Source organism: Caballeronia humi (assembly GCF_001544475.1).
Classification (GTDB): domain Bacteria; phylum Pseudomonadota; class Gammaproteobacteria; order Burkholderiales; family Burkholderiaceae; genus Caballeronia; species Caballeronia humi.
Genome location: NZ_FCNW02000024.1, coordinates 1 through 21,403, shown reverse-complemented (window position 1 = coordinate 21,403; position 21,403 = coordinate 1). Strand labels below are relative to the sequence as shown.

The following is a 21,403-nucleotide window of genomic DNA, read 5'->3' as shown; positions in this document are numbered from 1 at the left end:
CCGCTTATGCCCGAGAATGCACGTCACCGCGGCTACCCCGAGCATGAGATGGATCGATTCCAGGCGATGGCGACGTTCGTGACGGTCGTCGAGACCGGCGGGTTCGCGTCGGCGGCGCGCAAGCTCGACGTATCGCCGTCGGTGGTGAGCCGCGTCGTCACCGATCTCGAAGAGCGGCTCGGCGTCCGGCTTCTCACGCGCACGACGCGCGTCGTGCGGCTCACCGACGCCGGCTCGGCCTACTTCGATGACTGCCGCCGCATCCTCGGCGAAGTCGATGACGCCGAACTCTCCGCGACCGGCACGCACTCGTCGCCGCGCGGCCACTTGACCGTCACCGCACCCGTGTTGTTCGGGAAGTACTACGTGATGCCCGTCGTGATCGATTACCTCGCGCGCTATCCGGATGCCAACGTGACCGCGTGGTTCATCGACCGCGTGGTGAACATGGTCGATGAAGGTATCGACGTGGCGGTGCGCATCGGCGAGCTGGCGAGTTCGTCACTGCAGGCGATCGGCGTCGGCAGCGTCCGGCGCGTGCTGTGCGCATCGCCGGAGTATCTGGAGCGTCACGGCGTGCCGCGCCGCCCGCAAGACCTCGACGGACACACGACGATCCTCGTCAGCGGCATCTCGACCACGCCCGAATGGCGGCTTAACGAGGGCAGCAAGCAAGTCATCGTGCGCCTTCAACCGCGCTTGACGACCACCACCAACGACTCCGCGATCGCCGCCGCGGCGGCGGGCTTCGGCATCACGCGGCTGCTGTCGTATCAGGTGGCGCACCATTTGCGCGACGGCACGCTGCAGATCGTGTTGCCGGAATTCGAGCCGCCCGCGCTGCCGGTGCAGGTCGTGCATCGCGAGGGACGACACGCCGCGCAGAAGGTGCGCGCGTTCCTCGATCTCGCCATCGATACGCTGCGCGCGGACCCGTCGCTGAATTGAACGGTCGCGCTATTTCGGGCGGTTTTTGAAAGCATCGAAGTCACCCGGCCTTGCCCGGCGCCCGTTCGACGCGTTACGTGCAAAAAACCTACAAAACATGCACCATAGGCGTCTTCGGAAAGTCTTGCCTTCTGCTTCACGCATTTGCCTCCAGCGGATGCTCCATCAACCGGCAACCCTCTACGCACCATGACGACCCAGACCTCATCCGCCAGCGAAAAACCCGTCGACATGATCATCTTCGGCGGCGGCGGCGACCTCTCCGCGCGCAAGCTGCTGCCCGCGCTCTACATGGCGCATCTGCACTGCAACCTGCCGGCCGAGACGCGCATCATCGCGATCGGCCGCAAGGACTGGTCGCGCGACGACTTCCTCGCCTTCATGGATCAGCAATCGAAGCCGTTCGTCGACAAGAAGGCGCTCGATCCCGAAGCGTGGGACAAATTCCTCGCGCTCTTCGACTACGTGCGCATCAATATCGATTCCGCCGACGACTTCCGGCGCCTGGCCGAAACTTCGCGTCCGAACGCGCTGCGCGTGTTTTATCTCGCGACCGCGCCCGATCTCTTCACGACAATCTGCGACAACCTCACGAACGCGGGCCTCGTCGACGAGCATTCGCGCGTCGTCCTCGAAAAGCCGCTCGGCCACGATCTGGCCTCGGCGCAGGCGATCAACGCGTCGGTCGGGGCGCATTTCAAGGAACAGCAGATCTATCGCATCGACCATTACCTCGGCAAGGAAACGGTGCAGAACCTGATGGTGCTGCGCTTCGGCAACGCGATCTTCGGGCCGCTGTGGCAGGCGCCCTACATCAAGAGCGTGCAGATCACGGTGGCGGAAACGGTGGGCGTCGGCAGCCGCGCAGGCTTCTACGACCAGACGGGCGCGTTGCGCGACATGGTGCAGAACCACTTGCTGCAACTGCTCTGCATCGTCGCGATGGAGCCGCCGGTGTCGCTCGATCCCGACGCCGTGCGCGACGAAAAGCTCAAGGTGCTGCGCTCGCTGCGGCCGATGTCGGTCGCGGATATCGCGCGCGATACCGTGCGCGGCCAGTATGCGGCGGGCGCGATCGGCGGCGAGCCGGTGAAGGGCTATCTCGAGGAAGCGAACGTTCCCGCCGAGAGCCGCGCGGAGACCTTCGTCGCCTTGCGTGCCCATATCAACAACTGGCGCTGGGCGAATGTGCCGTTCTTCCTGCGCACCGGCAAGCGGCTGCAAAAGCGCCAGTCGGAGATCGTGATCGACTTCGCCGACCTGCCGTTCTCGATCATCCCGAGCGGCCCGCGCAACTACGGCAACCGGCTCATCATCCAGTTGCAGCCGGAGGAATCGATCCAGCTTCAGATGCTCGCGAAGGAACCGGGCAGCGGCATGCACATGCTGCCGGTAAACCTCAACCTCGACTTGCAGCAGGCGTTCACCGAGCGTCGCGCGGAAGCGTACGAGCGGTTGCTTATCGACGTGATTCGCGGACGCCTCACCCACTTCATGCGGCGCGACGAGCTGGAAGCGGCATGGGCGTGGGTCGAACCGATCCTCAACGGCTGGAAGGAACTCAACGACCGGCCGCGCAGCTATACGTCTGGGACCTTCGGGCCGGCGGCATCGTCGGCGTTGATGGCGCGCGAGAACATGGCGTGGGCCGAAGAGGCTTGACGATCCCGTAATGCGTTGAACGGCGGCGGCGTGCTTCAAAGCGCGCCGCCGCTTTGCCGTGCGAGCGGCAGGCGGCTCATCGCGAGGATCACGACGGCCAGAACGACGATGCCCGTCAGGATGCCGGAGAGCCGCATCAACGCCGGAACGGGATCGGCGGACCAGTGATGGTCCTGCACGAAGACCATGATGAACGCGATCGTGAACTGCCGTCCGACGTAGCTCGCGCCTTCCTTGCCGGTCTGCACGTGGCAGCCGAACCACACGCCGAGCGACAGCGCAAGCATGCAGAGCCACGCGTGATCGCCGAGCAGCGGCAACAGCGCGATACTGATCAAGCCCGCCAGCAGACAGCCCGCGAAACGCTGCACCATCCGCTCGGCGACCGGCCGCCGCGTGTTCGTCGCTAATGACGCCGCAGGCAGGATCAGCACGGCGATTGCCGTGACCATCGCCTGCGCGAAGCCGGGCAGCTTCAGGATGTAGGTGAGCGCGGCGAGTATCACTATCGACGCCGCGCCTTGCCACGCGAGGAGCTTGCGCGCGGCGATGTTCGCATCCGGCGTGAGCAATGCGCTCGCCGCGTTGCTCACGGGACCGCCACCCCGCCGATAGCGCCCCGCGACATAAAACGCCCCCGAAACGATCACGCACGCGAGCGTCCCGACGACGACCTCCGCCACGCGCAGCATCGCGAACGATGCCGTCGCCGATGCCGAGCCGAGGGTATGCGCCTCGAACGTCACCATCAGCGCGGTCGCCGCGCCGAGCACCCAGGCGTAGCCGGCCTCCGACGCAAGCGCCTGATACACCGCGACGCCACCGATCACGCCCATCGCCGGGACGAAGACCCACGGCAAATTGCCGATCGCCGGCCCGGCGACCGCCCCCAGCGCCGCGCCGACCACCGTGCCAAGGATGCGCAGCAAGCCGCGCCGCGCGGACGCCGCGAAGCTCGACTGCATCACCGCGAAGCCGCTGATCGCCGCCCACCACGTATTCGACAGATGCAGCGCATAAGCGAACGCCACCGCGAGCGCGACGGAGAGCATCGCCTGCGTCGCGAAGCTCGCGCGTTCGGTGGATGGCTTCCACGCCGCCAGTTCGCGGCCGAGCGCGAACGACGCCTCGCGGACGATCTGGGCGAGCGTGTTGAGAGAGTCGGCCATGGCGTCGGTCAGGGAGTGGTGAGCTAGAGGTTATATGCGCGAAAGAAAGACATCAAAATCTTGTAATGAGACGAATGTCTCACTAAACTGGATTTTGCCGAGCGGTCGGACCGAGCGGCAATTTTTCGGACTTGAGGAGCGATCATGGCGCTGACCCGCAGCGAAATGGACAGGAAGATCGACGAGCACTTCCGCTTCGAGAATCTCGACGACGTCGACGGCGTGCTCGAAACGCTCTCGCCGGACGTCGAGCACGACATCGTCGGCTGGCCGGCGGGGCCGACGCACGGCCGCGCGGCGGCGCGCCCATTCTACGAGGCACTGTTCGCGGGTTTGTCGGAGAGCCGGGTCGAGTGCCTGCGGCGGCTTTACGGCGACGCGTTTGTCGTCGACGAATCGCTCTGGCGCGGCAAGGCGCCGGGCCGGCCGTTCGGGCTCGAAGGCCACGGTCGGCCGCTCGAATTCCGCCTGCTGCACGTCGTGGAATTCGCCGAAACCGGCGATATCCGCCGCGAAAACGTGTGGGTCGACCTCGCTGCCATCATGCGCCAGTTGCCGCCGGAATCGCATGGCGGACGCTGACCTCACCCGGCGGCGGAACCAGAAGCGGCGCACGCGCAAGGATTTGCTGGAAGCCGCGTCGCGCTTGATGAAGGCGGGACGCAAGCCGAGTCTGGAGGAGATCGCCGAGGAGGCGCTCGTCTCGCGCGCGACCGCCTACCGGCATTTTCCGAGCATGGACGCGCTGCTCGCGGAGGCGTCGATCGACGTCGCCGTGCCGGACGCGGCCGAGCTGTTTCGCGCGCGGGCGTCGAACGATCCGGTGGCGCGGCTGGAACGCGTCGATACCGCGCTGCACGACCTGATCCTCGCCAACGAGGCGCCGCTTCGGATGATGCTCGCGCATTCGCTGGAGCGCGCGACGCGGGGCGGGAGCGCCGATGGCATCCCGCCGCGGCAGAACCGCCGCACGCCGCTGATCGAAGCCGCGCTCGAACCCGCGCGCGACCAGTTCAGTCCCGACGTGCTGGCGACGTTGAGTCAGGCGCTCGCGCTCGTCATCGGGACGGAGGCGATGGTCGTGTTCAAGGACGTCCTGCAACTCGACGATGCCCGCGCGCGCAAGGTGAAGCGCTGGGCAATCCGCGCGCTCGTCGATGCGGCGCGGCGCTCCGATCCGGCCGACTGAGCGCGGTCAGCGCAGCACGAGCGCCGCGATGGCCACATATCGCCCCGTCTTCGCAATCGTGACAATGATCAGAAACGACACGAGTGGCTCGCGCATCACGCCGGCGATCATCGTGAGCGGATCGCCGATAACGGGCGTCCACGAGAGCAGCAGCGTCCAGCGCCCGTAGCGGTGATACCAGCGTGCGGCGCGATCCAGCGCGGCGGGCTTGATCGGGAACCAGCGGCGCTCGCGAAACCGCTCGATTGAACGCCCGAGCCACCAGTTGACCGTCGAGCCGATCACGTTTCCGACGCTCGCGACCGCGACGAGCAGCCACGCCGGATGGCCGCCCGCGAGCAGCAACCCCACTAGCAGCGCTTCGGATTGCAGCGGGAAAATCGTCGCGGCAATCAGCGCGACGGCGAAGAGCCCGGCGTAAATCGATAAATCGGCCATTGTGAAAGCTTATTGTCGGGATTGAACACGATACACGTGTTTTTAATGTATCGGGTTAACTCCAATTTCGCGTCGATTAATGATCCTGGTTTGAAACAGCGACAACGTTTGCGCGATTAACTGCCGGGAAAATGTTACCGGGCTTGGTTTGCTACCCCACTAAACAGTTTTGCTGAATGACGTCCCGGCAATTGCCCGATGCTATTCTGATCGCTCAGTTTCATGTATCGGACGCCGAACTCGAATTCCAACAAGCCTTGAGTTTTGGGAGAATCGCGATGCTGCGAAAGGTGGTCGATCGAGTCAGGCAATTTCGACGCAGCGAGGGGTTCAAGCACTCCGTCGCCGCGCCCGTGCGCCTGAAGCTGCATGCGCGCCAGCGGCTGAACAAAAGCGTGTTCGCGATCGAGATACAGGAAAATTCGGGGTTCTTCTCCGTCATGCAGATGGTGCTTTTCATCCTGATGCATTGCGAAGAGAAAGGGCTCACGCCGCGCATCTCCGCGCGCGGCGGGCTTTACGGCGATGCAGCCGGGGAAATCGACTGGTTCTCGACGTTCTTCGAGAGCGTCAGGCCGGCGACTGAATCGATATCGATGCAGAAAGTCCGGACCTCGACGGTTCGCGATCTCGTGCAATTGGGCTTTCGGCAGCGCTATGAATCGCGGTTGCGGCTTCGCAGCGCGAGCGAGCTTTTTCTTTCGCATTACCGGCCGACGGCGCCTGTCGTCGATGAAGTGAGCACGATTTGCAAGCGGCTCGATATCGGTAAATCGACGCTCGGCGTTCACTTCCGCGGCACGGATAAAGTCATCGAGGCATTGACGGTTCCGTGGGCGGATTTCTGCAAGACGGTAGAAACGACATTGGCTGAAAATCCCAGCTTGACGAATATCTTCGTTTCAAGCGACGAGCAGCGGTTTATCGATTTCTTTTGCGCGTGGCCCTTCAAGCGGCCGGTTAAAGTCGCGCCCGCGAAAATGCTCGCGAATGGCGATCTGCCGATTCATTTCAGTGGCTATCCGGGAATGGAGATCGGGCGGGAGGCGCTGGTTTCCAGCTTATTGCTTTCGAACTGCGGTTATCTGGTCAAGACGGCTTCTTATCTGTCGGCTTGGTCGAAGATTTTTAATCCGCAATTGCCGGTCAAGCTCGTCGCGCCGCCAAGGCCCGATGCGTTCTGGTTTCCGGATAGCCAGATATGGGCTGAGCAGGATGTCCAGGTCAAGGCGGCGTGAACCCAAACAACCGGGCAGGCGTTTCCGCCAGCACCGCCTGACGCTCGGATTCATCGGGAACAACCGCGCGCAGCACGCCCAGCGCGCGGCCGAAGTTCTCGACGCTTTCGAACTGCGTATGCGGCCAGTCGCTGCCCCACACCAGCCGATCGACGCCGAACTCGGCCTTCAGCGCATCGGTGGCTGAAAAAGCCAACCCCGCGCCATTCCGATAAACGCCCGAAATCTTCACCCAGACGCGCCGCGTCCGCCCGAGCGTCAGCAGATGGCGAAAACCCGCGTCGAGCACGCCTAGCGCATGATCGGGCCGTCCGAAGTGATCGACGACGATCTTCACGTCGTGTTCCAGCAGCGGTTCCACGATGCTCCGCAGCCGCCCCGCCTCCACGTGTACCTCGACATGCCAGCCCAGCCTCGCAACATGGCCTAACGTGCTACGCCAAGCCGGATCGTCAAGACGCGGCGCGGGCGCATCGATCAGATTCAGGCGAATCCCCATGACGCCGGCACGATCCATCGCATCGATATTAGCCGGATCGCAAGCCGGATCGATCACCGCGACGCCGCGCAGCCGCTCGGGTGCACGCGCCAGCGCGTCCAGCAGATAGCCGCAATCCGTGCCCAGAAAGCTCGGCTGCACGAGCACGCCGTGCGAAAAACCGTGCGCATCGAGTTGAGCGAGATAGTCGGCGAGCGGCGCGTCGTAACCGGGCGCGTACCGACGGCGCGCGGCAAGCGGCAAGCCACGCTCGAAAACGTGCGCGTGGGCATCGATCGCCTTGACTGGCATCGACATATCAGTGCCGATGCGCGCGCGGCATCGGCACATCTACCTCGCGTTCGGGCAGGTGATCGGCGAGCGTGCGTCCGCGCGTTTCCGGCAGCATCAAGACAGCCACGACGACGATCGAATAAGCGACGGCCGCATCGATGCCAATCGCCGTGCCGAGCGTCATGTTGGCCGACATATGCCCGACCAGCACCGGAAACCCCGCCGACACCACGCGCCCGAAGTTGTAGCAAAAGCCCACGCCCGTGCCTCGCGTGCCGCGCGGATACAGCTCGGAGAAGAGCGCGCCCATGCTTGCCGGAATGCCCGCCGCGAAGAATCCGAGCGGGAAGCCGAGCGCGAGCATCGCCAGATTGCCGAGCGGCAGGAACAAATAGACGATCACCGTGGCGACGCAGCAGATCGAGAACAGCAGAATCGTGCTGCGCCGTCCGATGCGGTCGAGCAGTTGCGCGCTCGCGATGCATCCCAAAAAGAACGCGACGATGATCACCGCGAGATAACCGCCCGTCCCGAGCACGGACAGATGGCGCTCCGTTTTGAGATACGTGGGCAGCCACGTCATCAGCGCGTAATAGCCGCCGTGCGCGCCAACGCCCAGGAGCGCGCCGATCAGCGTCATGCGCAGCACCTGCGGCGCGAAAATCCCGACGAGCGGCACGCTTTCCATCGAATCGGAAGCTCGCGCGGCCGGTGCGGGCGGCTCCTGAACGCCGCGCCGCACGTAGAGGATCAGCAGCGCAGGCAACAGGCCGATGCCGAACATCACGCGCCAGGCGGTTTCGGCGGGGAGGAGCGAGAACATCAGCGCGAAGAGCAGCACGGCCGCCGCCCAGCCGACCGCCCACGCGCTCTGCACCGTGCCCATCGCCTTGCCGCGATGCTGCGGGCGGATCGTTTCGGCCATCAGCACGGCGCCCGCCGCCCATTCACCGCCGAAACCGAAGCCCTGCAGGCTCTTGAGCACGAGAAACTGCGGATACGTCTGCGCGAACGCGCAAAGAAACGTGAAGACCGAGAAGAACGCAACCGTCCATTGCAGCGTCTTCACGCGGCCGATCCGGTCCGCCAGCATCCCCGCGATCCAGCCGCCGAGCGCCGACGCCACGAGCGTCACGCCGCCGACGAGCCCCGCCTGCGTCCGGCTGATCGACCACTCCGCGATGATCGCCGGGATCACGAGGCTGAACATCTGGACGTCGAGGGAATCGAGCGCCCAGCCGCCGAAGCACGCCCAGAACGTGCGCCGCTCGTTGCCGGAAATTTCCTTGAACCATCGGAACATCGGTTGTCTCCTGCGTGTAGCTGGCTTCTGACGATCAGCGGATTTCGGCCTGATAGATGAATTCGCACGCCGGCCCGCGCGAGCGCCGCCATTCGAGCGGCCGACGGTCGTAGCCGTAAGCCAGCCGCTCGATGACGACCGCCGGCGTGCCCTGCTCGATGCGCAAGAGCCGCGCATGCAGCGGCCCGATGGCTTCAACGGTCAGCGTCTCGGTGGCGGAGGCCACCACCTGATTGCATTTCGCCTCGTAGACCGGATACAGCAGGTCGCCGATATCGTCGATCGGCAGCTTGGCGAAGGCCTCGAAGCGCTCGAACGGCAGCCAGATTTCCTCGGCGAGCAGCGGGACGTCGTCGATCAGGCGCAGCCGCGACACGCGGATCACCCGCGCATTCGGCGCGATCTGCAACGCAGCCGCCACCGCCGACGGCGCTTCGACCACCTCCCGCCGCAAAATCCGGCTCTCGGGAATGCGCCGCTCGCCCTGTTTGCTCTGGAAGCGGAAGAAGCGAAAGAGCGAGCTGTCGAAACTGGCGCGCCGCACAAACGTGCCGCGCCCCTGAAAGCGTTCGAGCATTCCTTCCGCGACCAGCAGATCGACCGCCTTCCTCACCGTCCCGATCGCGACGTCGTAGCTTTTCGCGAGCGCCTGTTCGGTCGGGATGGCCTCGCCCGGCAGCCAGTGGCGCGCGGCGATCTGCGCGACGAGTTCATCGCGCAGGCGTTGGTAGCGGGGGAGTCGGTTGTCGGCTTGCATGTCTGTGTCTGGTGAATTCATCTATATGTTTGCATGTGATAGGCGTGCTCGTCACGACCGTACAAACCCGTATGAACCTTGCCAGCGGGTTTTCACGGATGTTCACAAACACCGATTCAACCAAACATATAGATGAATTCAACGGAGATTCGCATGTCCCACCCCACCGCTCTCACCGAACAGCAAGTCGTCACGAAAATCGCCTGGCGGCTGATGCCGCTATTGATCGTGATGTTCCTGATCGCCTTCATCGACCGGCAGAATGTCGGCTTTGCCAAGCTGCAGATGGTCCACGACCTCGGCATGACGGAGGCGTCGTATGGGCTCGGCGCGTCGCTGTTCTTCATCGGCTACCTGCTGTTCGAGGTGCCGAGCACGCTCGCGCTGCATCGCTTCGGCGCGCGGCTGTGGCTCGCCCGGATCATGCTGACGTGGGGCGCGATCACCATCCTGATGGCATTCACCCATTCGATGGCGCTCTTCTACGTCTTTCGCTTTGCTTTAGGCGTGGCGGAAGCGGGCTTTTATCCGGGCGTGATCTTCTACCTGACGCTGTGGTTTCCGCAGAGCCATCGCACGAGGATGCTCGGGTTCTTCACGCTCGGCAGCGCGCTCGCGAACATGCTCGGAGCGCTCGCGGGCGGGCTCCTGCTGTCGCTCGACGGCAGTCTCGGCCTCGCGGGCTGGCAATGGGTGTTCGTCGCGACCGGCGCGCCGGCGGTGCTGGTTGCGGGCGTCGCGTTGCGCTTCCTGCCGAATTCCGTCGACGAGGCGCCTTTCCTCTCCGACGACGAAAAGCGCGTGATGAAGCTCGCATTGAAGCGCGAGGCGTCGCCCGAGGCGAAGTCGGAGCATCCGTGGCGCGCGCTGATCGACCCGCGTGTCTTGATGTTCGCGGGCGCCTACATGCTGATGTCGACGTCGCTCTACGGCGTGACCTACTGGATGCCGACACTCCTGAAAAGCGGCGGCGTGTCGCCGTCGCTCAATGGCCTGCTGAACATGATTCCCTGGGCGCTCGGCGCGTTGCTGCTGCTTTGGCTGCCGGCGAAACTGAAGCGCGAGAGCGTGGTGCTCAAGGCGATGGCGATTGTGGCTGGCGTCGGCGTAGTGGGTTTCGCGCTGAGCCTCGCACTGCCGACACTGCCGCTGCGCTTCGCCGCACTCGTGCTCGGCGGCGCATGCATTCCGCTGCTCTATCCGTGCTTCTGGTCGTTGCCGCCGCGCTTTTTCTCGGGCGCCAGGGCGGCGGCGAGCGTCGCGGCGATCAACTCGATCGGCAATCTCGGCGGCTTTTTCAGCCAGAACCTCATGCCATATGTGGGTAAAGTCGCGGGCAATGCAGGCGCGCCGATGGTCGTGCCGATGGTTTGCCTTGCGACGCTCGGCATCGGTATGACGATTGCCTGGGCGCACAAGCAGCGCGGCGCCACGGTAGCCGCCGCGGGACGCTCAAGCTAATCCGCAAACCCGAACAGCCTGCGCGGCGTGTCCCAAAAGACGCGCCGCCGAACGTCTGCATCGGAAACCATCTCTCCGAAAAGCTGCAGCAGCGGTCCGTAATCCAGCCGCGACGGCGCGCGCAGGAACGGCCAGTCCGACCCCCACACGCAGGCATCCGGCCCGAAGGCGCGCAGCAGTTCCCTCACATAGACGTGCACGTCCTCATACGGATGATCCTGCTGCGAAATCTTCTGCCAGCCGGAGAGTTTGACGACCGTTCTTCCGCCATCCGCGAGCCCCAGCAGCGTCTGAAACCCTGGCTGTTTCACACCGTTCCGCACATCCGGCCGTCCGCAGTGGTCGATCAGAACGCGCATGCGCGTGCGTTCGATCACCGGAATCAACTCGACGAGTTGATCGCCGACCACCTGAATCTGCGCGAACATGTCCAGATCGGCGAGCAGGTCCAGCAGCGGCCCGGCCTCCGTTACGACTTCAGCGCCCTCCATCGCCGGATTGAACGCGACGCCCACGACGCCCGCCGCCTTCAACGCAGCAAGCTCAGCGCGGCTTACATCGTTATCGACCACCGCGATGCCCTTGAACCGCCCCGCCGCCTGCGCGATCGCGTCGAGCATGCAGCGGTTGTCGGTGCGATAGCCGCTCGTCGGGCCGACGAGCAGCGCGTGACGCACGCCATGCGCGTCCATCACGCGCAGGAACTGGGCGGCCGTCCCGATCTCCTGTCCCGAGGGACGATAAACCGTGTCCTCGCGATACGGAAACCGGGCGGGATCGAATACGTGGTTATGGCAGTCGATTTTTTCTTCGCTAAAAATGTCGATGCTCACGCGCCCATCACCTCCGGAGGATGTTTCGCCACATAACGCCCAGGCGCCGGTTCGATCGGCTTGAACTTCGCGTTGCCCGGCTTCTTCGGCGCTGCGACCTGCTTGCCCGCGTGCGCCTGCAGCCAGTTGTTCCAGTGCGTCCACCAGCTTCCGGGCTGCGATTTGGCCGTCTCGAGCCACGCCTGCGGATCGTCGCCAAGGGTGCCGTCGGTCCAGTAGCTGCGCTTGTTCTTCGACGCCGGATTGATCACGCCCGCGATATGCCCGCTCGCGCCGAGCACGAACTGCGTATCGCCGCCGACGAGCTGCGTCGACCGGTACGCGCCCTTCCACGGCACGATGTGATCTTCCTGCGTGCCGAAGATATAGCTCGGAATATCGATCTTGCCCAAGTCCACCTGCGTGCCGCACATCGAGAGCCGCCCCGCCTTGCACAGGTTGTTCTCGAGATACATGTTGCGCAGATACCAGGCGTACATCGGGCCGGGCAGGTTGGTGCCGTCGGCGTTCCAGTAGAGCAGGTCGAACGCCTGCGGCGCGCCGCCCTTCAGATAATTGTTCACGACATACGGCCAGATCAGATCGTTCGCGCGCAGCGTCTGGAACACGAAGCCGAGCTCGCCGCCCGAATAGATGCCGCCCTTGCCGATCGTCTGCTCGCGCTGCGACACGCCCTGCTCGTCGATGAACACGCCGAGGTCGCCCGGATCGCTGAAGTCGAGCATCGTCGTGAGGAGCGTGAAGCTCGCGACCGATTCATCGCCGCGCGCGCGCAGCACCGCAAGCGCCGACGACAGAATCGTCCCGCCGACACACCAGCCGACCGCATTGACCTTGTCGGCGCCGCTGATCGTGCGGCTGACTTCGATCGCCTTGATCGCGCCGTTCTCGACGTAGTCGTCCCAGGTGATGTGGCCGAGTTCCGCGTCGGGATTGCGCCACGACACGAGGAACACCGTCTGCCCCTGCTCGGCCGCGTAGCGCACGAACGAGTTCTCGGGCTGCAGATCGAGGATGTAGAACTTGTTGATGCACGGCGGCACGATCACGAGCGGCCGCTCGGCAACCTGTTCGGTGAGCGGCGCGTACTGGATCAACTGGAACAATTCGTTTTCGAACACCACCGATCCCTTCGACACCGCCACGTTCTTGCCCACTTCGAACGCGTTTTCATCGGTGATGGAGATGCGGCCGCGCTTCAGATCTTCGAGCAGGTTCGCGAAGCCCGTGCGCACGCTCTCACCTTGCGTCTCGATGGCGGTCTTCATCGCCTCGGGGTTGGTCGCGGCGAAGTTCGCGGGGCTCATCGAATCGATGAACTGGCGAGCGTAGAAGCGCAGCTTGTGCTTCTCCTTCTCGCCGACGCCCGCCGCTTCGACCATGTCGTTGAGCAGGCGCGAGTTGAGCAGATACGTTTGCTTGAGGACGCTGTACCACGGGTTCTCGCGCCAGGCATCGGCGCTGAAGCGGCGGTCGCCGCGCTCGGGTTCGACGGCGGGCGTGGGCTTTTGCCCCGTCGCGCTCGCCACCATGCCCATGTAAAGGGCCATCTGCTGCTGCCAGTAATGCGCCTGGGCCTGGGCGAGCGCGAGGGCCGGCAGTTTCGCCGATGACAACGGAGCGGCGGGCGCGTCGGCGGTGTGGCCGGCGGCGCCCGTGTAGGCCTGCAACAGCGTCTGCCCCGATTTGAAAAAGCCCCGGACGAACTCGTCCGGCATGTTGAACGGCGAGGGCATGCGTTTCTCCTGATAATTCTGTCGAAAAGGCTGCGGCGCGGCATGCGCTCAAGCGCGTGCCGCGTTGGCTTGATCGCCTGAAGACGCGCGTGACTAGCCGCGTTGCAGCATCTTCTTGATCTCTTCCATGTGCTCGTTGGCGCGCTGCGTGATGCTCGCCATCGCATCGGCTTGAGATTTGCGCGCGATCTCCGCGAGATCCTTCATGTCGTCGATCGCCTTGACATAGGCGTTGCGAGCGACTTCGCTCTGCTTGGCAGGGTCGGAGATGCCGGAAGTCGCGGCGGCCTGGATGTCCTGCATCGCGCGCGCCAGCATTTCCTGCTGCTTGCGCGCGACGGCCTGCATCGACTCGTAGGCGGTCTTGTTCGCCTCGACGATCGCCTCGATGTCCTTGCGGCGCGACTCGACGATCGCCGACATGTCGACGCCCGGCACCTTGAACTGTTCGAGCATCTTTGTCAGATCGCCGAAGGGGTTGGTTTGGTCAGCCATGATTGTCTCCTGGGGTCGCGGGGGTGGTCGCGAGTTGTGCGCGGATTCTGCGCGAATGATTCGCGGGTGGTGCGCTTGTGTACCGGCATTTCGAGCAACAGTCATGCCGCACGACGCCGCGCGCGCCGGGCATCGCGCGCGCATCGCCGCCGCTCATCACTTTACATCGGCGCTGCATGCCGTGGGTCGGCAAGACGAGCCCTTTTCCGCTGACCAATACCATTAAAGGCGCACCGGCGCCCGTCCGCGTCGCAATGCGGACGGGCGTGCGTTTTATGGGCGCAATCAGTAGCTGCTTGGGTCGGGCGTGAGGAGAATCGTCCGCTCGATCGCCATTTGCCGCAGCAACTGTTCGTGATGCGCGAGCATTTCTTTCAGGAGATCCCCGATCGACAGCATGCCGATCACCTCGCCGCGCTCGACCACGGGCAAATGCCGGATGCGCTTCTCCGTCATCAGTTCCATGCATTGCGGAACGGTGTGCTCCGGGCTGACAGAGAACACGTCGCCGGTGGCGACTTCGCTCACGAGCGTGTCTTTTGACGTCCTGCCGCTCAGCACGACCTTGCGCGCGTAGTCGCGCTCGGAGAAGACGCCCGCGAGCCGTCCCTGATCGATGACGGCGAGCGCGCCGACATCCTTCTCCGCCATTGTCTGCAACGCGGAGAGGACGGTAGCATCGGGCGGCACGAAATACACGCCCGGCGGCTTGCCGGCGAGAATTTCACGGAGCGTCTCGTAGCGCAGCAAGTGGTCGGGTTTCGTGTAAGTCGGCTGCATGATGGACTCCTCGGGCGCTTAAAAGCCCTGCACGGACGGTGCGTCTTTGGACATTAGACCATCGCGTGCGGATTTCCAAACGGCCGCGGATTCATGCCGCGCGCAGCCCGCTCGCCGACACCGCGAGTCCCTTCCCGCTCTCGCGATTGGCGACGGAAAACGCCGCGCGATGGCGCCGTGCGATGTGCGACGCAATCGCGAGCCCCAGCCCGCTGCCCTGCCCTTGCGCGCCCGCGCCACGATAAAACCGGTCGCAGACGCGTTCGATCTCTTCAGCGGCGATGCCCGGCCCGTCGTCGAGGACGGCGAGCGCGATGCCGCCCTGATCCCGCCGCAGCGTCACATCGACGCGGCCGCCTTGCGGCGTGTGACGGATCGCGTTGTCGAGCAGGTTGTTCAGCAGCACGGCGAGCGCGTGCGAATCGCCGACGATCATGAACGCATCGGCGGGACCGGTGGCGTGTTCGAGTTCGAGGCCGAGATCGATCGCCTTCGCCTCAGCCAGCATCGAGAAATCGCCGACGCAGATTTCGCACAGACGCCGAAGGCTCATCGCTTTCATCGACGTTTCGCGCTCGGCGTCCTCGCGCGCCATCGTGAGCAGTTGCTGCGCGAGATGGATGATGCGGTTGAGGCGCCCTTCGATGCGCGCGAGCGTGTCGCCGCTGCCTTGCAGCGAGCCGTCGCGCACGGCGGCCTGCACCTGCAGCTTGAGCGCCGCGAGCGGCGTGCGCAGCTCGTGCGCGGCATCGGCGACGAAAGTACGCTGCGCCTGCGACGCCGCCGCGAGCCGCGCGAGCAGATCGTCGAGGGCCTCGACGAGCGGGCGGATCTCGGTCGGCACGGGCTTTTCAAGCCGCACCGGTTCGAGCGATTCGGCGGCGCGCCCGGCGAGCGCGCGCGAGAGCCAGCCGATCGGCGCGAGTCCGCGCGCGACCACGAACAGCACGAGGGCGACGGTCACTGGCACGAGCACCGCGAGCGGCCAGAGCGTGCGCAGCGCGAGCTTGAGCGCGAGTTCCTCGCGTACGAAGTACGGCTGCGCGACCTGCACGAAGCGATCGGCCTGCTCGACGCCGAACACGCGCCAGCGATAACCCTCGCGATCCACCGAGCGAAAGCCCTCGCCGATGCGCGGCAACGCCGGCTCCTTCAGCGGGTGATAGATGAGCCGGCCAGTCCTGTCCCAGATGTCGATGACGAGCCGGTCGTCCGCGATGCCCTTGAAGTCGTGGCTCGGGCGTTCCGTGCTGTCGGCGGCCGCGATGTTCATCGGCAGCGAGAGCGCGACGGTGCGCAATTCGTAGTCGAAGAGTTCACCCGCTTCGCCGCGCGCCGTCTGGAAGATGCCGAACGCCGCGACCGCGCACGCTGCCGCGAGCCCGAAGATGAGCCAGCCGAGAAGCCAGCGGCGTATCGACGTCATCCGAGCCTCTTCAGCCGATAACCGACGCCACGCACCGTCACCACTTCTTCCGCGCCGATCTTGCGGCGCAGGCTGTGCACGTGGACTTCGATGGTGTTGCTGCCGACTTCCTCGCCCCAGCCGTACAGTTTTTCTTCGAGCTCGGCGCGCCGGAACACGCGCGCGGGCTCTTCGATCAGCGCCTGCAGCAGCGCGAACTCGCGCGGCACGAGATTGAGCGCGACGCCGCTTTTCGTCGCCTCGTGCGCAGCGGGGTCGAGCGTGAGTTCGCCGTGCGTGTAGACCGGATGTTTCTGCCCCGTGCGGCGCCTGAGCAGCGCGCGCACGCGGGCCGCGAGTTCATCGAGGTCGAAGGGCTTCATCAGGTAGTCATCGGCGCCGGCGTCGAGGCCGCGGATGCGGTCATCCACCGCATCGCGCGCGGTCAGGATGATGACCGGCGCCTCGCCGCCCGAGCGGCGGTAGTCGTTCAGCACGTCGATGCCGTCACGCTTCGGCAAGCCAAGGTCGAGCAGCACGAGATCGTAGACGCCGTTGGCAAGCGACAGTTCGGCCGCGCGCCCGTCCTGCGCCCAATCGACCGCATAGCCCGTGCGCCGCAGTGAGCCGAGAACCGTCTCGGCGATCATGTCGTCGTCTTCCACCAAAAGCAGACGCATGTGCGTTCTCCGTCGATTCGTCCTGATGATTTGCGGATTGTGACGCGCGCGAGCTTAAGCGCTACTTAAGCTCGCAACACCCGATGCGACGTGTGCGAAAAGTCACGCAAGCGACCCGCATTCACGCATGAAAAATGCATTTTGTCCGCGCACGCACAGAAGCCTGCCCACCCTTAAGCGTTTCCTAAGGAACGGCCCTGCATTATGACGGCATGAAGCTGGCGGCGCGTTTGCGTCACGAGCGGCAGGGTCAGGGAGCGTGCCATGCAGGTGCCGAATTGGGTTTCGATGCGAGCGAATCTCGTGCTGCTCGCGATCGCCGTCGCCTTCGCCGATGCGGTGTGCCTGCTCGTGGCCGCGCTCTTCGGCCGGCCGGAGGTCATCGGCGCACCGGCTGTGCGCATCGTGGCACTGGGCAGCGCCGTGGTGATCGCGCTCATCGTCAAGCGGACGGCGCGTCGCGCGTTCGATGCCGCCGAATCGACGCGGCATCTGACGTGGACGGTGTGCGCGAGCGAGCCGCTGATCGCCGACGAGTGCCGCCACGACTGGCTCGTGCAATTGCATCTCGAACTGAATGACGGTATGAGGCAACGGCGCGCGCACGCCAAGGGCTAACACATTGCTGCAACGCGTCACCTAAGTGACTTCTAAGTTTCGCCCCGCAGAGTGACTGCGGCACGCTCCGTGATCGATCACCCCCGTGATCTTCCACGGACTCCCACGCGGACGGGCATGGCCTCGGAATCATGACCGTCCCCTTATGGCCTGGCGCAAGCCGGGCCATTTTTTTACGCACCGCGGTGAGCGTGAGCGTGCGTGACGCCTGCCGCTTAAGCATCTCTTAAGCGACGGCGCTGCAGCATTTCGAATCGTAATTGCATCGCGCCTCTACTCGCGCGATACCGTGGGCGAGCGTACGGCGAACGGGAAGCGCACGCGGTAATGATGAGCCCAGCAATAGCAAAAAAAATCGCCCCGGGTGCCGCACAAGTCTGCGCACTCGGGCCCGTGACTCCTTCCCGGCCCGCACATCATGGAAGCCCTTAACTACACGCTGTTCCTGCTGATCAATGCGTCGGCCGATCCGAGTCCGCCTGTCGTCTCGATGGCCGTTTTCTTCGCCGAGTACGCGATCGCGCTCGTGCCGCTCGCGCTCGTCGCCGGCTGGCTGCGCGGCGACGACGCCCGGCGGCGCTTTCTCATCGAAGCGTGCGCGTCGGCGCTGGCCGCGCTCTTCGCCGCGCAGGTGATCGGCGCGCTGTGGCCGCATCCGCGTCCGTTCATGATCGGCCTCGGGACGAACGTGTTGCCGCACGTCGCCGACTCGTCGATGCCGAGCGATCACCTGACCTTCGTCTGGGCCGTCGCCGCGAGCCTCATGTGGCACACCGAAACGCGCCGCATCGGCTCGATCCTCGCGCTCGTCGGCGTGCCGATGGCGTGGGCGCGCATCTACCTTGGCGTGCACTTTCCGTTGGATATGGCGGGCGCGGCCCTCGTCGCGAGCGGCAGCGCGTGGTTCGCCGCGCGCTCGGGTCGCTGGTTCGAAGAACCGTTGCTGCGCGTGGCGACGGCGATCTACCGGCCGGTGTTCGCGCCGCTCATTCGACGCGGCTGGGTATCACCATGATCCGAACAATGAGCTACGCTGGAACCTTGCGACGATGAACAGGCGGAGTGGCGCGATGCGGGTACTGCTGGTCGAAGACGACCGAATGATCGGCGAGGCGGTGGAAGGCGCTTTAAAGGATGCGAGCTACGCCGTCGACTGGGTTACCGACGGACAGACGGCGCTCACGAGTATCGAAACGCAGGTGTACGACGTCGTGCTGCTCGATCTCGGCTTGCCGAAGATGGATGGCATCGATGTGCTGCATTCCGTGCGCGCGTCGATGAACCCGGTGCCGCTCGTCGTGATCACCGCGCGCGATGCGGTGGAGGATCGCGTGCGCGGCCTCGACGGCGGCGCCGACGATTACGTCCTCAAGCCCTTCGAGCTGTCCGAGTTGCTCGCGCGCATGCGCGCGGTCGTGCGGCGTCGAAGCGGGCAGGCCGCGCCCGTGATGACGAACGGCGCGCTCTCGCTCGATCCCGCGACGCGCGAGGCGAGCATCGATGGCCAGTCGACGCGCCTCTCCGCGCGCGAGTTTTCGCTGCTTCAGGCGCTGATGGTGCGCCCCGGCGCGATCCTCTCGCGCGCCGAACTCGAAGACCGCATCTACGGCTGGAACGAGGAAGTGGAGAGCAACGCGGTCGAGTTCATCATCTATTCGCTGCGCAAGAAGCTCGGCAGCGACACGATCAAGAACGTGCGCGGCGTGGGCTGGATGGTGGCGAAAGAGGGGTGACGTACCCGCTCCGGTGCAATTCTCGAACCTCGCGTAACGCATCGTAAGGACCCGCGAAAAGCGCGCTTTTCTCGCGCCATCGGTCGAACCGGCCGCGCGTGAAGATGACGCATCGAATACGCAAGACGCGCATTCGATCCCGTCGATCACTCTTCACGGAACGCCATCATGACCGCCAGCACCCCTATCGGAAACCGCCTGCCGACGACCTCGGCGCACACGCTTCCCATCAAGCGCAGCACTGACACCTCCGGCACCGCGCCGACACAAGACACCGCGAAACCAGCGACGCCCACGCGCTCGCTGCCGCCGCATCTCGGCACGACCATCGACACCACGGCCTGAACGCGTGATGTCGATGCTTACTCGCCATGCCGCGCGCGGCCTACTCGCGTTCTCGATGATCACCGCGACACTATTGCTCGACGGCTGCGCGCTCGCCGCGTTGCCCTGCCGCGTCACGTCGGCAACGCTCAAGATCGTGCCGGTGGTCGGCCACGCGGCGGCATCGCCGTTCGACCTCTGCGCGAACGCCATCGACTGATCCACGACGTTATGAACCCGATTATCATCGCCTGCATGATGACGGCGTGCTCGCTCGCGCCGTCGCTGTCCGTCGCGCAAAAACCGTTCGAATTTCGCGGACTGCCGCTCGGCATCTCGCTCGATGATTTCCGCCGCCATCAGGCCGCACGCGCGACGCCCGAAGGCAGCGTCGCGATCTGCGAGACCGATCCCGAAGCCGCCGCGCTCGGCATGAGCCTGCGCAACGCCGAGAGCCTTTCGATCGCGTGCAAGTGGGCGCATCGCGGCGACGGCGGCTGGCAGGCGTCGCAAGCAGTCGTCGACGGCGCGCCGGCACGCGACCACATCCTGCGCTTTCTCGCGATGCCTGGGGAAGCTTCGCCACGGCTGTACCGCATGTCGTTCGTCGTGGACGCGCGCGTACTCGGCGACTTCGCGGAAGCGCTCGCGTCGAAATATGGCAGGAGCCGCGTCGAGAACCTGCACGGTGAAAGCCGCCGCATCTGGGACAACGCCACGAGTTCGATCACGATCGAGACCAGCGCAGCGGCGAGCAACGGTCGCGTGATTTATCGCCTCGCCGATCACGAGGCTTACTTGCGCACGGTGATGAACGCCTGGCGCTCGGCGACGGCATCGCTCAACGCGCCATGAACCTCTCCGACACCATGATGATCCGACGCAACCGCATGACCGCGATGCTCTGCACATCGCTCGCGCTTTCCGCCTGCTCGACTTCCGAGCGTTCGATCGTCGAGATGCCGACGTTTGCGCCGGCCGTTTCGCAGCCTGTCAACGTGAATACGCAGGGCGCGATCTTCCAGTCGGGCACCACGCTCTCGCTCTATGAGACGCCGCGCGCGCAAAAAGTGGGGAACGTCCTCACGATTCGTCTCGCGGAGAGCTACCAGGGCAGCAATTCCGCCGACGCCGACGCGAGCCGTGCGAGCAGCATCAGCGCAGAAGCCGCCGACAAATCGACTGGTGCGGCCGCGCGGCTTGCGCGGCTGTTCAATGTCGGCTCGGCGAACACGACGTTCAAGGGCGAAGGCAATACGAAGAACGTGAGCGCGATGAGCGGGACGCTCGCGGTATCGGTGATCGGCACGCTGCCGAGCGGCAACCTGATGGTCGCGGGCGACAAGGTAATCGCGATGGGCGGCAACCAGGACCGCCTGCGGCTCTCGGGCATCGTGAACCCGAAGGACATCGAGGCGGGCAATTATGTGCCGTCGAACAAGGTCGCGAATGCGCGCATCGAGCAGGCGGGTGCGGGGATGCTTGCGGATTCAACTACGATGGGGTGGTTGCAGCGGCTCTTTATGAGCGTGCTGACGTTTTAGGGTTGCTGGCGCTTTGGGGGATGTTGGACGCTGGCGCTTGAGGTGGGTTTGTTGAACGCCGTTTGATGCGCTCGTGCTCCTATGGAACTTGCTTTCTTAGCGGTCTATTTGCTCTGCCCCTGTCCGGGGCGGGACTCACTTTCTTTGCTGCTGCAAAGAAAGTAAGCAAAGAAAGCAGCTTCCAACCGCCAAAACTAACAATCCACCACTAGCATTTGATTGGGATTGGCGCTGGAGAGTAAGTGTCGCCCTCACGGCAGACCCCGGCTTGGCTCGCGGACCCACTGTGACAACGCGCACTTCCTCTGAGTGGTATGC

Annotated in this window: 24 protein-coding genes; 13 read left to right on the top strand and 11 right to left on the bottom strand. The window is 64.7% G+C overall.

Annotation, left to right across the window (positions count from 1 at the left end; translation table 11 throughout):
* Positions 1–48 precede the first annotated feature (48 nt).
* Together AWB65_RS20540 and zwf are read left to right on the top strand one after the other, a co-directional pair.
* Positions 49–948 (top strand): LysR family transcriptional regulator, encoded by a 900-nt coding sequence (locus tag AWB65_RS20540; protein ID WP_087668896.1) that lies wholly within the window; start codon positions 49–51, stop codon positions 946–948.
* A gap of 189 nt (positions 949–1,137) precedes the next feature.
* Entirely contained in the window at positions 1,138–2,610 is a 1,473-nt protein-coding gene (gene zwf, locus AWB65_RS20535) for a glucose-6-phosphate dehydrogenase (protein WP_087668895.1), read from the top strand.
* A 35-nt stretch (positions 2,611–2,645) separates the two neighbouring features.
* Here zwf and AWB65_RS20530 read toward each other — a convergent pair whose 3' ends face one another.
* A complete protein-coding gene (locus AWB65_RS20530) occupies positions 2,646–3,779 on the bottom strand; it encodes an FUSC family protein (RefSeq protein WP_087668894.1) in 1,134 nt (377 codons plus the stop codon).
* Between the two features lie 144 nt (positions 3,780–3,923).
* Between AWB65_RS20530 and AWB65_RS20525 the strand changes: the two genes are divergently transcribed.
* Both AWB65_RS20525 and AWB65_RS20520 read left to right on the top strand, forming a co-directional pair.
* Entirely contained in the window at positions 3,924–4,361 is a 438-nt protein-coding gene (locus AWB65_RS20525) for an ester cyclase (protein WP_087668893.1), read from the top strand.
* Positions 4,348–4,968 carry a TetR/AcrR family transcriptional regulator gene (locus AWB65_RS20520; RefSeq protein WP_087668892.1) on the top strand — a complete coding sequence of 207 codons (621 nt, stop codon included), beginning with the start codon at positions 4,348–4,350 and terminating at the stop codon, positions 4,966–4,968. Before AWB65_RS20525 ends, AWB65_RS20520 begins: the two co-directional genes overlap by 14 nt.
* A 6-nt stretch (positions 4,969–4,974) precedes the next feature.
* On the opposite strand, the gene AWB65_RS20515 is transcribed toward AWB65_RS20520, so the two are convergent.
* Positions 4,975–5,406 carry a YqaA family protein gene (locus tag AWB65_RS20515; protein ID WP_087668891.1) on the bottom strand — a complete coding sequence of 144 codons (432 nt, stop codon included), beginning with the start codon at positions 5,404–5,406 and terminating at the stop codon, positions 4,975–4,977.
* Positions 5,407–5,684: 278 nt separating this feature from the next.
* On the opposite strand from AWB65_RS20515, the gene AWB65_RS20510 reads away from it, so the two are divergent.
* A complete protein-coding gene (locus tag AWB65_RS20510; RefSeq protein ID WP_087668890.1) occupies positions 5,685–6,644 on the top strand; it encodes an O-fucosyltransferase family protein in 960 nt (319 codons plus the stop codon).
* Here the strand turns inward: AWB65_RS20510 and AWB65_RS20505 are convergent.
* The 3 genes from AWB65_RS20505 to AWB65_RS20495 are packed head-to-tail and all read right to left on the bottom strand — an operon-like array spanning position 6,631 to position 9,476.
* Positions 6,631–7,473 carry an amidohydrolase family protein gene (locus tag AWB65_RS20505; RefSeq protein ID WP_087668889.1) on the bottom strand — a complete coding sequence of 281 codons (843 nt, stop codon included), beginning with the start codon at positions 7,471–7,473 and terminating at the stop codon, positions 6,631–6,633. The two genes, AWB65_RS20510 and AWB65_RS20505, sit on opposite strands and share 14 nt — an antisense overlap.
* Positions 7,442–8,719 (bottom strand): MFS transporter, encoded by a 1,278-nt coding sequence (locus tag AWB65_RS20500; RefSeq protein WP_087668888.1) that lies wholly within the window; start codon positions 8,717–8,719, stop codon positions 7,442–7,444. The genes AWB65_RS20505 and AWB65_RS20500 overlap by 32 nt, the downstream gene beginning before the upstream one ends.
* A 34-nt stretch (positions 8,720–8,753) precedes the next feature.
* Positions 8,754–9,476, bottom strand: coding sequence for a GntR family transcriptional regulator (locus AWB65_RS20495; RefSeq protein ID WP_087668887.1), 723 nt, complete (start codon positions 9,474–9,476; stop codon positions 8,754–8,756).
* Between the two features lie 153 nt (positions 9,477–9,629).
* On the opposite strand from AWB65_RS20495, the gene AWB65_RS20490 reads away from it, so the two are divergent.
* A complete protein-coding gene (locus AWB65_RS20490; RefSeq protein WP_200821753.1) occupies positions 9,630–10,937 on the top strand; it encodes an MFS transporter in 1,308 nt (435 codons plus the stop codon).
* On the opposite strand, the gene AWB65_RS20485 is transcribed toward AWB65_RS20490, so the two are convergent.
* The 6 genes from AWB65_RS20485 to AWB65_RS20460 form a co-directional block, all read right to left on the bottom strand.
* Entirely contained in the window at positions 10,934–11,764 is an 831-nt protein-coding gene (locus tag AWB65_RS20485; protein WP_087668953.1) for an amidohydrolase family protein, read from the bottom strand. The genes AWB65_RS20490 and AWB65_RS20485 overlap by 4 nt on opposite strands.
* Before the next feature lie 2 nt (positions 11,765–11,766).
* Entirely contained in the window at positions 11,767–13,506 is a 1,740-nt protein-coding gene (phaC, locus tag AWB65_RS20480) for a class I poly(R)-hydroxyalkanoic acid synthase (RefSeq protein WP_087668885.1), read from the bottom strand.
* A 93-nt stretch (positions 13,507–13,599) separates the two neighbouring features.
* Positions 13,600–14,001: a phasin family protein gene (locus AWB65_RS20475; RefSeq protein WP_087668884.1), complete on the bottom strand. Its 402-nt coding sequence runs from the start codon at positions 13,999–14,001 to the stop codon at positions 13,600–13,602.
* Positions 14,002–14,286: 285 nt separating this feature from the next.
* Positions 14,287–14,781, bottom strand: coding sequence for a CBS domain-containing protein (locus AWB65_RS20470; RefSeq protein ID WP_087668883.1), 495 nt, complete (start codon positions 14,779–14,781; stop codon positions 14,287–14,289).
* 91 nt (positions 14,782–14,872) lie between these two features.
* A complete protein-coding gene (locus tag AWB65_RS20465) occupies positions 14,873–16,207 on the bottom strand; it encodes an ATP-binding protein (protein WP_087668882.1) in 1,335 nt (444 codons plus the stop codon).
* A complete protein-coding gene (locus tag AWB65_RS20460) occupies positions 16,204–16,866 on the bottom strand; it encodes a response regulator (protein WP_087668881.1) in 663 nt (220 codons plus the stop codon). Before AWB65_RS20460 ends, AWB65_RS20465 begins: the two co-directional genes overlap by 4 nt.
* A 264-nt stretch (positions 16,867–17,130) precedes the next feature.
* On the opposite strand from AWB65_RS20460, the gene AWB65_RS20455 reads away from it, so the two are divergent.
* The 7 genes from AWB65_RS20455 to AWB65_RS20430 all read left to right on the top strand — a co-directional run bounded on the left by AWB65_RS20455 (position 17,131) and on the right by AWB65_RS20430 (position 21,085).
* On the top strand, positions 17,131–17,484 hold the full coding sequence (locus AWB65_RS20455) for a hypothetical protein (protein ID WP_087668880.1): 354 nt from the start codon (positions 17,131–17,133) through the stop codon (positions 17,482–17,484).
* A gap of 418 nt (positions 17,485–17,902) precedes the next feature.
* The gene (locus AWB65_RS20450; RefSeq protein ID WP_087668879.1) at positions 17,903–18,499 is read left to right on the top strand and encodes a phosphatase PAP2 family protein; all 597 of its coding nucleotides are present in this window, start codon (positions 17,903–17,905) and stop codon (positions 18,497–18,499) included.
* Between the two features lie 55 nt (positions 18,500–18,554).
* Complete coding sequence (locus AWB65_RS20445) at positions 18,555–19,217, top strand: response regulator transcription factor (protein ID WP_087668878.1); 663 nt, start codon at positions 18,555–18,557, stop codon at positions 19,215–19,217.
* Positions 19,218–19,385: 168 nt separating this feature from the next.
* A complete protein-coding gene (locus tag AWB65_RS36390) occupies positions 19,386–19,562 on the top strand; it encodes a hypothetical protein (RefSeq protein WP_159907722.1) in 177 nt (58 codons plus the stop codon).
* A gap of 55 nt (positions 19,563–19,617) precedes the next feature.
* Positions 19,618–19,761, top strand: coding sequence for a DUF6726 family protein (locus tag AWB65_RS20440; protein ID WP_374729756.1), 144 nt, complete (start codon positions 19,618–19,620; stop codon positions 19,759–19,761).
* A gap of 11 nt (positions 19,762–19,772) precedes the next feature.
* Positions 19,773–20,396: a hypothetical protein gene (locus tag AWB65_RS20435; protein ID WP_087668877.1), complete on the top strand. Its 624-nt coding sequence runs from the start codon at positions 19,773–19,775 to the stop codon at positions 20,394–20,396.
* Positions 20,393–21,085 (top strand): flagellar basal body L-ring protein FlgH, encoded by a 693-nt coding sequence (locus AWB65_RS20430; RefSeq protein WP_374729755.1) that lies wholly within the window; start codon positions 20,393–20,395, stop codon positions 21,083–21,085. Before AWB65_RS20435 ends, AWB65_RS20430 begins: the two co-directional genes overlap by 4 nt.
* Positions 21,086–21,403: the final 318 nt, after the last annotated feature.

Bases quoted from the DNA above. Each gene is read 5' to 3' on its own strand.
- AWB65_RS20540 (WP_087668896.1), top strand. From the start codon at position 49: ATGGATCGATTCCAGGCGATGGCGACGTTCGTGACGGTCGTCGAGACC.
- zwf (WP_087668895.1), top strand. From the start codon at position 1,138: ATGACGACCCAGACCTCATCCGCCAGCGAAAAACCCGTCGACATGATC.
- AWB65_RS20530 (WP_087668894.1), bottom strand. From the start codon at position 3,779: ATGGCCGACTCTCTCAACACGCTCGCCCAGATCGTCCGCGAGGCGTCG.
- AWB65_RS20525 (WP_087668893.1), top strand. From the start codon at position 3,924: ATGGCGCTGACCCGCAGCGAAATGGACAGGAAGATCGACGAGCACTTC.
- AWB65_RS20520 (WP_087668892.1), top strand. From the start codon at position 4,348: ATGGCGGACGCTGACCTCACCCGGCGGCGGAACCAGAAGCGGCGCACG.
- AWB65_RS20515 (WP_087668891.1), bottom strand. From the start codon at position 5,406: ATGGCCGATTTATCGATTTACGCCGGGCTCTTCGCCGTCGCGCTGATT.
- AWB65_RS20510 (WP_087668890.1), top strand. From the start codon at position 5,685: ATGCTGCGAAAGGTGGTCGATCGAGTCAGGCAATTTCGACGCAGCGAG.
- AWB65_RS20505 (WP_087668889.1), bottom strand. From the start codon at position 7,473: ATGTGCCGATGCCGCGCGCGCATCGGCACTGATATGTCGATGCCAGTC.
- AWB65_RS20500 (WP_087668888.1), bottom strand. From the start codon at position 8,719: ATGTTCCGATGGTTCAAGGAAATTTCCGGCAACGAGCGGCGCACGTTC.
- AWB65_RS20495 (WP_087668887.1), bottom strand. From the start codon at position 9,476: ATGCAAGCCGACAACCGACTCCCCCGCTACCAACGCCTGCGCGATGAA.
- AWB65_RS20490 (WP_200821753.1), top strand. From the start codon at position 9,630: ATGTCCCACCCCACCGCTCTCACCGAACAGCAAGTCGTCACGAAAATC.
- phaC (WP_087668885.1), bottom strand. From the start codon at position 13,506: ATGCCCTCGCCGTTCAACATGCCGGACGAGTTCGTCCGGGGCTTTTTC.
- AWB65_RS20475 (WP_087668884.1), bottom strand. From the start codon at position 14,001: ATGGCTGACCAAACCAACCCCTTCGGCGATCTGACAAAGATGCTCGAA.
- AWB65_RS20470 (WP_087668883.1), bottom strand. From the start codon at position 14,781: ATGCAGCCGACTTACACGAAACCCGACCACTTGCTGCGCTACGAGACG.
- AWB65_RS20465 (WP_087668882.1), bottom strand. From the start codon at position 16,207: ATGACGTCGATACGCCGCTGGCTTCTCGGCTGGCTCATCTTCGGGCTC.
- AWB65_RS20460 (WP_087668881.1), bottom strand. From the start codon at position 16,866: ATGCGTCTGCTTTTGGTGGAAGACGACGACATGATCGCCGAGACGGTT.
- AWB65_RS20455 (WP_087668880.1), top strand. From the start codon at position 17,131: ATGCAGGTGCCGAATTGGGTTTCGATGCGAGCGAATCTCGTGCTGCTC.
- AWB65_RS20450 (WP_087668879.1), top strand. From the start codon at position 17,903: ATGGAAGCCCTTAACTACACGCTGTTCCTGCTGATCAATGCGTCGGCC.
- AWB65_RS20445 (WP_087668878.1), top strand. From the start codon at position 18,555: ATGCGGGTACTGCTGGTCGAAGACGACCGAATGATCGGCGAGGCGGTG.
- AWB65_RS36390 (WP_159907722.1), top strand. From the start codon at position 19,386: ATGACCGCCAGCACCCCTATCGGAAACCGCCTGCCGACGACCTCGGCG.
- AWB65_RS20440 (WP_374729756.1), top strand. From the start codon at position 19,618: ATGATCACCGCGACACTATTGCTCGACGGCTGCGCGCTCGCCGCGTTG.
- AWB65_RS20435 (WP_087668877.1), top strand. From the start codon at position 19,773: ATGAACCCGATTATCATCGCCTGCATGATGACGGCGTGCTCGCTCGCG.
- AWB65_RS20430 (WP_374729755.1), top strand. From the start codon at position 20,393: ATGAACCTCTCCGACACCATGATGATCCGACGCAACCGCATGACCGCG.